Source organism: Streptomyces sp. NPDC051364 (assembly GCF_040682115.1).
In the GTDB taxonomy this organism is placed as follows: Bacteria; Actinomycetota; Actinomycetes; order Streptomycetales; family Streptomycetaceae; genus Streptomyces.
Map to the genome: position 1 here is coordinate 53,293 of NZ_JBFBAH010000038.1, position 11,722 is coordinate 65,014.

Below are 11,722 nucleotides of genomic sequence, written 5' to 3' on the forward strand. Positions count from 1 at the left end.
TCTGGTATCGGAGCGAGGCGCAGAATCCGCTTCCCCAGACGGTGCGTTCGGTGTCGAGAGCCCAGTGCGTGGTCGACCCTCGCGATCCGACGCCGGGACCCTAGGGCGGACCCCAGCCGGTGGGGTTGGCTGTGTGGGTGTTCCCCGGCGCGGTGACGGTTCGGGGCGCTACGGTCGAGGGGTGACAACCGTGCTGCCCGATGTCTCCCGGCTTCCCGCCGACCCGTAACCCACAGGCACCGGCCCCGGACGGCCACCCGGCGCCAAGAACAAACACCGGGCACCCCGCTACGACGTCGGCAAAACCGTTAAACGCCCAGAGACCCTCAAAGGCCATCGGCAAGCCTGGAAGATCTTGGTAGATAAAGAACAAGCTAAGCCTCCGCGGTGCTCAGGGAGGCTTTGACCTGGGAGTACCCCATCAAGCACTTCCGGTGCCCTTGCTGCCTCTCGGGAACCGGCGCCGTCGCCCACGGAGCAGGCCCGACGGGGCCGGAGAGCAGAACGACAAACGCCTCCGGCGGGCCCGCTCTCCGAGGGGGCGGGGGAGACGACTCCGGCCGCCGGCCGGTGGGAGTTGAGGTCAGGTTGGGTCGCCGAGCACTCCCCCGACGGATGGGCGGCGGCCGGTCCAACGGAGCCATCGCCACCGACCTGCGCCTTTCGCGCCAGGCCCTGGACTACCACCTGTGCCAGCTGCGCGTCGCACTCGACGCGGACTCGCGCCCGGCTCTGGTGGCGCGCGCCTACACCCTCGGCATCCTCGACACCAGGGTCTGGCCGCCGCGCGCAGCCGTCCCGCCGTATCAGGGCTGACCGGCGGCCGGCCGCACCCCGTCCCGACGCAGCAGCCCCAGGACGACGCCCACGACGAGCAGCAGCAGACAGGTGCCCGCCGCCGTGTGCACGAGGAGCGCGTCGAGGCGGTCCGCCGCCAGGTAGGCACCGACGGCCAGCGCCACCAGCGCGCACACGCCGCGGTCGATGATGGACTCCACCGACAGCAGGGTCGCCCGGTAGGGGGTCGGCGGGATGGCCGCGTTGATCAGGTTGCGTTGCACCGGGTACGCAAGGCCCGCCGCGGCGGCGAACACGCACAGCCACAGGATCGTGCCCAGGCCCCCCGACAGCGTGGTGGCCGCGAGCGTGAGTGCCATGACCACGCTGAGGACGGTCACCACGGTGGTGTCGGACAGTCTGCTGCGCAACCAGCCGGTTCTGGCCGAACCAACGGCCTCGGCGACCGTCATCGCCGACAGCACCGCACCGTGGTCGGCGACGGGGAGGTCCTTTTCGAGGAGCAGCGGTTGGAAGAGGTTGATCTGGCAGATGCGGGCGAGCGTGAACACGGCCACGCCCTGCACCATCAAAGGCCCGAGGGGCCGTGACGTTCCGAGCACCTTCGCGGCCTGGCGGGCCGAATCGAGGAGCCCGACGCGCTCCGCGGGCGGGCGACCGCCCCCGCGGGGCGCCTCGATCGCCGGGAGGGCCGCGGCGCAGGCCAGCGAACCGAGCGTGGAGAGCGCGGTCAGCACGTAGGGGGCATCGTGCCGGACGTGCATCAGGGCGCTGACCAGTGGCCAGCAGGCAATCTTCGCCCAGAGGCCGAGCGCCCGGGCGGTGCCCTCGGCCTGTACGTAGTGCTCGTCCGCGCCGTGCTCGTGCAGATACTCGTACAGGTAGGCGCTGGAGGCCCCGGATACCAGCGAGCGGGCGGCGGCGATGGCCAAGAAGTGCGCCATGAAGCCCGCGAAGGACGGCGAGGCGACCGGGAGGAGGTTCGCCGCGGTCATCGAAGCCGCCCCGAGCTGCATGCTGCGTCGCTGTCCGATGCGGTCGGCGATGAAGCCGGTGGGTATCTCCAGCAGGCAGAACGCCACGTAGTAGACGCTTTGGATGCCGAAGATCTGGCTGTCCGACAGGCCCGCCTGCTTCTGGTACTGGTAGAAGACCGGCATCCACCACAGCAGGTTGAACAACAGCTGGAACCCGTTGTTCAGTCGGATCACGCGGAGCACCGCGGCGGGCGGACGGACGCGGCGTTTCACGCGCGTACGCAGGGAGATGGGCATGGATGTGACCTTCGGGTGGGACGGTACGGAAGTGCGGACGGGTCAGGCGCTGTACGGGCGCAGCTGGAGGATGTGGAGCGCGCCTCCCGGCCCGAGCAGCCATTCGATGTCGAGCGGCCCCGCGAAGGTGTAGTCCGTGGCGAAATGGGATTGGAGCAGGCGGCCCGCCAGCGTCAGCCGACCCAGGTGCGCCCGCGTGTCCTGCGTCAGGTCCTCGGTGGCCGCGCCCAGCGAGATCGTGCGGCCGCCGCCCTCGACCGTGTTGTACAGGTACTGCAGGGGCATCGTCCGGCCGTCGACGACATCGGCCGTGGACCCGTGCGCGCAGTTGAGGTACACGTTGCGGAAGTCGGCCCGGTTGGTCGGATTGCAGGTGACCATGACGCCTCCGAGCGGGGACGCCTCGAAGCGCTGGACGATCACTCCCATGTAGGTGTCGTCCAGGGAGATGCCGGCTTGATGGCGCAGCCGCACGCTGCGCGGGGAGAGCAACGAGGCCCATACTTGGCGGATGGCGTCCAGCAGCCCCGGCAGATCGGTGACCTTGGTGTGGGACTCGTAGATCCCGGCCGCGGAGAAACCCGGCAGGTCCTCGGCGTTCGAGGAGGACCGCACGGCGAAGCGGCTCGTGCCCGCAAGGTGCTCGACCAGCTGCGTGTCCAGGGCGCGCACCAGGTCCTCGGGCACCGGGAGGGTGCGCACCAAGTGCTGCAATTGGAGGCAGACCGTGTCCACGGCGTCCATGGAGTCGAGCTCCAAGGCCATCTTCAGCTTGCCGATGCTCTGTTGCACGGCCGGCGAGGAGTCCAGGAAGCGCTGTTGGACGGAGAAGGGGACGGCGATGCCTGCCGGCGCCTGGACGTGCCGGGTCAGGAACTCGCCCGCGTGCTGGGCGAGATCGCCGTCGTCGGGCATCCCCAGCCGGGCGGCCAGGTGACCGAGCAGGTCGGCCCGGGGCGGGCGGGGCACGGAGTAGTAGCCGGTCAGCCGGCCCGATCCGTGGCGCAGTACGTGGTGCAGTTCCCCGAGGTTGGCCGCTTTGGTGCCGTAGCGGTTCCGGTCGCCGGTGCGTAAGGCGGACAGCGGCACGAGCGGTACGTCCGTCACGTGCGGCGCGTCGAGGCGGACCCGCTGCGTGTGCCACGTCGGTTCGGCGAGGTCTGACGGCTCCTCGGCGCGCTTGATGACGAACCCGTCGGCGGTGACCTCGTAACGGACCCAGGCACCGTCCAGCTTCTCGTCGGCGATCGTGTCGAGGACTCCGCGGACGATGGCGTTGGGGATGTCCCAACCGGCCGCCAGCATGTTGGTGTGCGACAGCGGAGTGGTGGGCTGGGCGTTGATCAAACCGGCGAGCCGCGGGATGTCGTCGGGGACCACCGGCATGGCGACGATGTCATACCAGGTCAGGTCCGCGCGGGCGGCCAGGTACTCCTCGCCTGAGGCGAAGGCGCGGAGCCGGCCGGTGGCCGAGGCGAGCGTCAACGGCACGAAGGGCGCGGTCGCCAGGAGCGCGTGACCCCGTGCACGGGGCACCACGGTCTCCGGCACTGCCGCGAGGGCGTTCTCCTGCCCATGGTTGGCCGGCTTCACCAGCAGCTCCAGCACGGGATCGAGGTGAGCCCGTACGAAGGCGTGGAACTCGATCAACAGGTCCGCGCCCATGGTGTCGGCCTCGGTGGTCTCCAGGACCATGAACGGCTCGTCCCGCTCCGGGCCGCCCCGGGAGTGCAGCGACAGGACGCCGAGCAGGAACCGCCGCGCGGGGTCCTGGTAGACGTCATGGTTGAAGCGGTCGAGTTCGGCGTCGAGCTGCTCGAGGGTCAGCCCCTGGATCTCGGTGGCTATGTAGTTGACGTGGAAGGAGTGCACGGCGCTGTCGAGGACGTGCCAGAGGCCCTGGTCGCGGTCCACGACGACCTTCACGTACGGGTGCCCGCCAAGCATCCCGGCCAGCTGCTCGAACAGGGGGAGCGTGAGCAGGGTGTCCACGGCGGCGCCCCGGGGGGACGGCGCGGCAGTGATGGTTCCGGCGTTCGTCATGCGGTGCTCCCGGGCGTCGAGCGGTCGGCGGACAGGGCGGAGGGCAGGGCGGAGGACTCGGTGGGGGCGGCCGTCAGGGCGACGGACGGGGCGGTGAGGGCGTTCGGCATGGCCGCGAGGATGCGGCCGCAGTCGGCCAGCAGCTCCGGCCCGGACTCGGCGGTGAGGAAGCACAGCGCGGCCATCGAATTGGCCCCTCCCGCCTCCTCGTACGGCGGGACCGGGCTGCCCGGCGCGAGACTGCGTTCGCGCACCAGCTCCACGCCGGATCCTGGCGCGACCAGGGCGGGCCAGTCGACCGCCTCGAAGTCCCAGGCCGGGAGTTCGGTCCAGGGCCGGCCCTCGGGGTCGACGGCGAGGACGACGAGGGATCCGGCGGCGCCCTCGCCCTCGGTCAGCATCCGCTCCGGGTAGGCGACCTCCCGGCCGAGCAACTGGCGCACCAGCATGCCGACCATGTCGAGCCCGAAGACGGTCTCCACCTGCCGGGTGGTCATCACCCCACCGAAGCGGGCGGCGGTCTCGATCAGCCACATGGCCCCGTCCGCGCCGAGTTTGATCTCGGTGTGGGTGGCGCAGGTGTCGAGTCCGAGCGCGTCGACGGCGGCGCGCGACACCTCCTCGATCCGGTGCTGCAACGCGTTCGGGAGGGCGGCCGGAGCCAGGCTCGCCCGCTCGGTGAAGGGTGCGATGGTCGGCATCCGCCCGGTGATGCACAGCGGGTGGTAGCGGCCGTCGGCGACGATCCCCTCCACGCTGACGTAGTCGCCCCACCCGTCCCCGTCGAACCAATGGGAGGCCTCTCCGGTCACGATCTCCTCCAGCAGGAAATCGCTGACGCCCTCGTCCGCGGCGTGCAGTTCCGCGTAACCCTGCGCGGCGGAGGCTTCCATGACGGAACGTCCGGTCTTCCAGGCCGCCTCGGCCTGCTGCTCGTTCCACACGGTGAGGTGGGCCGTGGAGCCCGCGCTCCAGGCGGCCTTCAGGAGGAGCGGCGGCCTCAGGGTTTCGAAGGCGGCCGTGATGTCCTCCGGAGCGTGGACCTCCGCGAACCCCGGTACGGGCACCCCGGCGTCACGCCAGATCCGGCGCATCCGACGCTTGTCCCGCGCCCCCGCGACCCGCTCGCCAGCACCGCGCAGACCAAGCCGCAGGCTCGCGTGGGCGACGGCCACCACCGCGTACTCCGACAGGGTCAGCACCGCCTCGGCGCCGACGCGGCGGGCGTGGGAACAGATCAGATTGACCAGTTCCACGCCCTCGCCCGGCGGGGCCGTGGTGACCGACGCGCACCCGGGCAGCCACACCGACTCGGTGGTTCGGGGCAACGGCGCGAGCGCCAGGACATGCACCTCGGCGTGGGCGGCGATGCGCGGGACCGCGTACTCCAGAGGAGGGCCGCCCTTGGCATAGACGAAGAGGATGGGGGTCATGGTGCTCCTCTGGGGTCGAGGGGGACGCCGCGTGGCGCGACGGCGTCGTCGGCGGACGATCCGTACCCGGTGTCATCACCTACGGACCAGGGGTAACTAGACCACGACGGAAAACGGCGGACGCATAGATGTACGCCTACTCGATTAGCTGTTCGCTAAACCATGCGCTCGCCAAGTGGGGCCGGTATGAGGGTGTTTCAGCCATCCGCGCGGGGCCCGTGGGGATCGCGCGTCCACGGGGCGATCCGGGAGGTCGTCACCAGCCGATCAGGAACCCTTTGTACGTGGACCGGACCGGAGTCCAGTGGCGCTATCTCCCGCACGACTTCCCGCACTGGAACACCGTCTACGGATACTGCGCCAAATGGGCGGAGAGGGCGTGTTCGACCAGCTCAACGGCCTGCTAAGGCAATTGTTGCGGGAGAAGGAAGGGCGGGACGCCGAACCTTCGGCCTGTGTGATCGACGCCCAAAGCGTCAAGACCTCCACCAGCGTTCACGCCTCGAGGCATCGACGCAGGCAAGAAGATCGTGGGCAGGAAGCGGAGCATCGTCACCGACACACTCGGCCTTCTCCTCACCGTGCTGGTCACCCGGTCTCGTAATCGGCGGGACGGCGGTAGCCGAGGCTGCTGTGGAGCCGGTGCACGTTGTACCAGCTCTCGATCCATTCGAATATCGCGCTGCGGGCGGCGACCCTGGTGGGACGGGACTGGGTGTCGCCCGGTTTGCTCTTCAGGGTGGAGAAGAAGGACCTGGCCAGGGCGTTGTCTCAGCACTGGCCGATGCGGCCGACCGACAGCCGACTTCCTCTTCCGACCATTCGAGCACGAGGGACCGGGAGACCAGCTTGTTCTTCTCCGAGGATCTCGCCGTCGACGCGGACGCGGCGTCCGCCCTGGATGTCTGGCGGATGGACGATCGCGCGTAGGAGTTGATTCCGCCACCCTGCTGGTGGCTGTCATTCCAGCATGCTGAGAGCGGGGTCGGGCCAGCAAGCGCGGTTCCCTGTCAATTCTGTACGTGTTGCGTGTGAGCGAGCCCTTCTCCCTCGCCTGTCCCGCGGTCAGCAGCGTGGCGTCCTTCCAGGTGCTGTTGGGGTCTTTGAGCTTGTACTCCTGGCCCATGGTGCTGGCGCTCACGTTGGTGAAGAGGCTGAGTTCGCCGTCGGACCAGCGGACCATGAGGTCGGTGACGTAGGTGGTGGCGTTGAAGCGGCCGGCGGCGATCTGGGTGGCATGGCTCCAGATGGATCCGGGGGGCGCCATTTCGGTGCCTGCACCCAAGCCGTTGGAGCCGACGTCGCCGTGCTGGTTTCGGCCGTCATCCCAGCGCACCATCAGGTCGAACTGGTTGGAGCCGGTGAAGTCGCTGGCGGTGACGGTGGCGACAGGTTTCCACCCGGCGTTGGGTGCCAGGAGCTGACGCTCGGGGCGGAAGGCCGGTGGCTGTCGGACCAGCGCCGCGCCTGCCGAGCCGGGGCCAATGGCCGGTGAGCGGGCCGCCGAGCTGGAAGAGTTAGGAATCGTGTGGGACACCGACGACGCCGCCTTCGCCGGGGATATCGCCGCCGCTCGCGCCTACGACGCCCTGCACGGAAGGCTCGCGGCGATCGACCCGGACCGGATGCTACGGCTGCCCACCATCCCGCATACGAGCCAGCCCTGGTCCTCCGCCCTGGCGGAGGACCAGGACCGGTATGGCCAGGCCGCGCGGTCCGTCAGGCGACGACCGGACCGCTGGCGGCGGGATTCACCGCTGGCACTGCCCGAAGTTCACGACGTAGGTGCCGGCGTTGGACGACGAGGCCCCGGCCGGGTTCGCCGAGCCTGGCTGGGCCGATGTGCCGATGTCGCGCAGGGACGGCTTGAGGATGATGGCGCGGTGGCCGGGGCTGTTCATCCACCAGTTGACGGCCGCCTGCGGGGTTCCCGATCCGCCCCAGCCGGTGTACGTGATCTCGCTGTACTCCCACGACCGGGGGTTCGGACAGTACGCCGCCGCCTGGATGCGGCTCTGCGGTGTCGAGCCGGTCTGGGGATTGCGGTGGGAGTCCTTGCCCGGACCCCACCACTTCAGCTGGACGGCCGCGCCAGCATGCTGCCCGGCCGCGTTCGTCAGCGCCTGGTTGACGGTGAGGGCAGGCAGCCCACGCTGAGTGCGCTGTGCATTGATCAGACACGTCACCGAATCCCTCGCCTGGGCCGCCGTCCCGGCGGTCGGAGCCCGGTTGGCGACCGCCGGGTCACAGGCCGCGGCTGCCCCGGACTGGGCGATGGCCCGCTGCCCGTTGATGTTGCCTGCCGCGGTGTACCGGCACACGAGAATCCAACCCGTGCTGTTCGACACAGGCACGCCCTGCTTCACGCCACAACCGATTGCGGTGGTGGGCGACGCGGGGGACATCCATACCATCTGAGAGTAATGACCCCACGCACGATAATTGGTACCCGAGGATGCGTTGCTGTTGATCGGGGCGTTGTTATCGGCGTCGAATTTAGACTTCTCGGCTATCCAGCTGAAGGTAACGGAGGGGTCCAGCGCCATCAGCGGCCGTGCCGGACCAGGGAAAGCATTGAAAAGGTTCTCACCCTCGTTTCCGTTTGTGTCACGGCTGCTGTGATGGAGCCCGCCGCCCTGGCTGGCTGCCGGGTCATCGGCCCAAGCCTGCGCGTCACAGGCAAGCTTGGGGTTCCACACAACAGAAACAATGGAAAGGCCGGGGTTGTATTTTTGGATGGCCTCTCGGCGCGCATCGTTGTGGATACGGACGATCTCGGCAGCGTCGGCGGCACTTATCCGTGAACCTGTTCCGGGCGGGGCGTTGGCCGAGGGGCAGGTGGGAGATTTCTCGTCAGAAGCAGGCGCCGAGGCGGCGCGCACATGCGTGGAAGCAGCCGACGTCGGGCCCATCATGACAAGGCCGCACAGAATCGCAGCCGCCGTTGCGAAAGACGTCTGTTTCATGGAACACCCCGTTACGGGTTTAGATGCAGGCGAAAATGCCGGGTTACCGAACTCCGCAGCCCCGGATCAGCCGCACTTGGATGAACTCGGCGTGGAGACCTCCGCACGCCGGACAGTGAGATCATCGTCGCCCATTCGGCGTACATCCACCCACCCGGCGATCGCTCGATTACTCCACTCAGGTGAATTCATTGACTGTGGTTGCGATCAGCGTTCACGGCCTCGATCATTCACGTCGCGCGCCGGCGTGAGTGGTTCGGCTGGGGTGAGTGGTTCCTGACGATTCGTTCTACGGGCTGATCGTCGTGGGTCAGGCCGATGGGCCGCCTGTCGTCGCGGGTGTCGTCGGCGTCCACTCGCCGAGGGTGCTGCGGGTCTCCTCCTTCCGGTCGTCGGGGTGGCGGGAGCCGGTCAGCCGGGGACGGCCGGGGCCTGGACGTGGTCCCAGGCCTCGACGACGCGGTGGGAGGTTGGCCAGGCGGGGTCGAACTTCAGCTCGCGGCGGCGTGCGTGCCAGTCCGTGTCGATAGGGCGTGCGCGGGCGAGGCCTGGTGACCAGAGCGCTCTGGCAGCAGTAACACCGGGCCGCCCAACCACCCCACGGACCGAGATCCGGCGTACGAACACGCGGTCCTCTGGTGCGGGCCACCCCACCCTGCTGAACCTGCACGAGTTGTGATCCCCTCCAATCGCATCACCTGCCTGCGCTGCAGAATCGGAGCCGATGGCAAGCCTGGAGGACGGCCAGACGCACATACCGGCCGATTCAGGCGTGGTCGTGGAGGTGGTGGCGGACGCGACGCCCCACACAGTGGCCACCGTCGCCCCCGGGCTGCCTGCGACGTGGTGTGTCGGGACGGCCGGCACCATAGCAGACCGGCGGCCACGACGGCAGCATCACCCCGGCGGAGATGGCGGTCACTGCACGGAGCCGGCCTGTTGCCGTCCTCGTACGAGGCGACGCGCACCCACCTCCGTATGCCCGGGCCTGGCGGCACCACCCCCTCCCCGTCCTGCCTGGCATGCCGGGCCTTCTCGCCTATCTCGGGCCCGCGACGCTGCAGGCCCTGGCTGAGCCGGTCCAGCGGATCTGATGGCGCCCTACGTTCTTTCCGGGTCGATCGAGCCACTCGGCGCTGCCGTTCCTGTGGCTGAAAGAGCTTGGCCGCTCGGTGCCCCCGACGACTTGACCGCTCATTGGGATGTGCGAGCAGATCGCTGAGTAGAGCCACGACGGCGAGGTCGTCTGCGGGACAACGTACGGAGCGAACTCGCGCAGGAGCCTGTGCCCAAGATCTGGGCTGGTGTGGACGCCGACAAGACCCACCACCACTGCGTCGCCATCGATGAGGAATGAAGACGGCTGCTCTCGCGGCGTTGGCGGTTCGGGCAGAGGGCACCGACGGGTGGCGAGGGCCCTGCGTTCCTCGGCGATGGCAAGTGCCTGCTCCGCCCGCCCGCGCTCACGGTGAAGGTAGGTGACCAGCGTGTGCACCGGGGCAGGTCGGGCGGTAGAGCCGGCACGACTCAGTATCCGCGGCAGCAGACCGCGCGCATGGAGCCGCGGTGCGCGGTCTGCTGTCGTGTTATCAGACTGGCGTCACGGCGTCACTCGAAGACGATGTGCACGGACTCCACGTGACCCCAGCTGCAGTAGGCGTACACCTTGCCGGGACCGGACATCGTGCTGCTCTCACCGAAACCCCCGAGAGTGCAGTCCAGCCCCACGTACCAGAGATAGGAGCCGCTAGCCGTGCACTTCCCCCAGCCGTTCGTGAGGGGTTCCTTTGGTGTCCGTCAAAGCGGAGCAAGCTCAACGCGGGATGCCGAACATTGTGCTTGTGATGCCGGGCGGTGGCTGGCCGTGGCTATGGTCGGTTCAGTCCGCGTCGATAGGGTGTGCGCGGGCGAGGCCCGGTGACCAGAGCGCTCTGCCGGCAGTAGCACCGGGCCGCCCAAAACGTCGTTGAGACGCAGCGTTTTGGCAGCAGGCCTTGGCGCGCGGCGGGCTCCTTGGTCGTCGCCGGAGGTGCGACGCTCGCATGCTGTCCCCGGGGCGGGGCGGGGTACGACACCTTCGGCAAGCTGAGGCAGTTTGCCCTCCGACGGAGCGAGTTCACGTCCGCTTGGAAGGAATCCTGATGGCTGCTCACCTGCGACGCGCTACGGCTGTGGCTGCGCTCGTATTGGCCTCACTTGTCGTGGCGCCGGCTGCTGCTCACGCGGCCGGTCCGGTGGGCGACGGAACCGCCAGCAAGAGCCTCGACCCCTTCAACAAGCAGAAGATCAAGAAGCCCAAGCGGGCCTTGCAAAGTGGATCGTGGAAGAAGGTTTGGACGAAGGGGGCATCCGGGAGTCGCAGGAGCGGGGCGCAGAGTTCACGGACGCCTTGAACAGCCTTCCGTTCTTTCAGCCGCTCGCTCGCACGTTCTGACTCGATGCGGCCCCAGTTGTCAGGGCGGCTTCCCTTCGGTGCCTGCGCCCAGCACTGACCGGGGGTGGCGGTCGCTTCTCCGAGGCCCCCGGTCACCCCCGCCTTCGAGAGAGTCTCTGACTCGGGTGGCTATCCGGCGGCCGGATGTCCTTCAACGGGTTCGTCGAAGCGGACCGAGCGTACGAGGAGGCGGTCGGAGGCCTGACGGCCGTGGGGCTTGAGCCTCCACTCGTCGCCGTCGCAGTTGGTGTCCGCGTAGACGGTCACCCAGGCGTCGGTCTCGTTGTGCGGGGCGTAGCCGGGCGGGTACTTGTAGGAGTCGACGGCGTAGAGGTTGATGCACTCGCCGCTGCGCGGGTCGGGCAGGGTGACGCTCAGTTCGTCGCCGGCAGCGTCGCTGAACTTGTAGTGGAACTCGCCGGTGGCGGCCAGCGCCGATCCGGGCATCGACAGGGTGAGCGCGAGGGCGCCGAAGGCGGCGGCGACGGCGTTGCGGAGCTTCATGCGGGGTGGATCCCTTCTGGAGATGATCAAGGGGTCGCTGCGGGGCTGATCCTATGAGGGCTGCGCCCGGCGAATCGATCCGCCGCGGGCCGCCGACGCGGCGCGTCTCCCATCACCACTCGTTCGGGTCAGGTCCGCCGGCGGCACGGTGCCACCGGCCGGGCCGCGCCGATCGTGCTGGAACTCGCGCTGATGGCCGCCACCGGTGCGTTGGTCGCTCGGGCGATCGCCCCAGGGGGCGCCGACCGGGGGCGGCCCGCCGGGGGGGGT

General features: G+C 69.0%; 7 protein-coding genes and 1 pseudogene. 2 read left to right on the forward strand and 6 right to left on the reverse strand.

Features of this window, described 5'->3' with window-relative positions:
- The first annotated feature begins 615 nt into the window (after positions 1 to 615).
- A complete protein-coding gene (locus AB0M76_RS38505; protein ID WP_365957386.1) occupies positions 616 to 816 on the forward strand; it encodes a hypothetical protein in 201 nt (66 codons plus the stop codon).
- Here AB0M76_RS38505 and AB0M76_RS38510 read toward each other — a convergent pair.
- Genes AB0M76_RS38510 through AB0M76_RS38520 form a run of 3 tightly spaced genes read right to left on the reverse strand, consistent with a single transcriptional unit; the run spans position 807 to position 5,548 of the window.
- Positions 807 to 2,072: an MFS transporter gene (locus AB0M76_RS38510; RefSeq protein WP_365957387.1), complete on the reverse strand. Its 1,266-nt coding sequence runs from the start codon at positions 2,070 to 2,072 to the stop codon at positions 807 to 809. The two genes, AB0M76_RS38505 and AB0M76_RS38510, sit on opposite strands and share 10 nt — an antisense overlap.
- A gap of 42 nt (positions 2,073 to 2,114) precedes the next feature.
- Complete coding sequence (locus tag AB0M76_RS38515) at positions 2,115 to 4,115, reverse strand: PEP/pyruvate-binding domain-containing protein (protein WP_365957388.1); 2,001 nt, start codon at positions 4,113 to 4,115, stop codon at positions 2,115 to 2,117.
- Positions 4,112 to 5,548 (reverse strand): ATP-grasp domain-containing protein, encoded by a 1,437-nt coding sequence (locus AB0M76_RS38520; protein ID WP_365957389.1) that lies wholly within the window; start codon positions 5,546 to 5,548, stop codon positions 4,112 to 4,114. The genes AB0M76_RS38515 and AB0M76_RS38520 overlap by 4 nt, the downstream gene beginning before the upstream one ends.
- A 278-nt stretch (positions 5,549 to 5,826) precedes the next feature.
- Between AB0M76_RS38520 and AB0M76_RS38525 the strand changes: the two are divergent.
- A pseudogene (locus tag AB0M76_RS38525) lies at positions 5,827 to 6,141 on the forward strand (transposase); the annotation flags it as partial.
- Here AB0M76_RS38525 and AB0M76_RS38530 read toward each other — a convergent pair.
- The 3 genes from AB0M76_RS38530 to AB0M76_RS38540 form a co-directional block, all read right to left on the reverse strand.
- Positions 6,137 to 6,310 carry an integrase core domain-containing protein gene (locus tag AB0M76_RS38530; protein WP_365957397.1) on the reverse strand — a complete coding sequence of 58 codons (174 nt, stop codon included), beginning with the start codon at positions 6,308 to 6,310 and terminating at the stop codon, positions 6,137 to 6,139. The pseudogene AB0M76_RS38525 and the gene AB0M76_RS38530 sit on opposite strands and share 5 nt — an antisense overlap.
- Before the next feature lie 989 nt (positions 6,311 to 7,299).
- Positions 7,300 to 8,514 carry a CAP domain-containing protein gene (locus tag AB0M76_RS38535; protein WP_365957390.1) on the reverse strand — a complete coding sequence of 405 codons (1,215 nt, stop codon included), beginning with the start codon at positions 8,512 to 8,514 and terminating at the stop codon, positions 7,300 to 7,302.
- 2,563 nt (positions 8,515 to 11,077) lie between these two features.
- Complete coding sequence (locus tag AB0M76_RS38540; protein WP_365957391.1) at positions 11,078 to 11,452, reverse strand: hypothetical protein; 375 nt, start codon at positions 11,450 to 11,452, stop codon at positions 11,078 to 11,080.
- Positions 11,453 to 11,722: the final 270 nt, after the last annotated feature.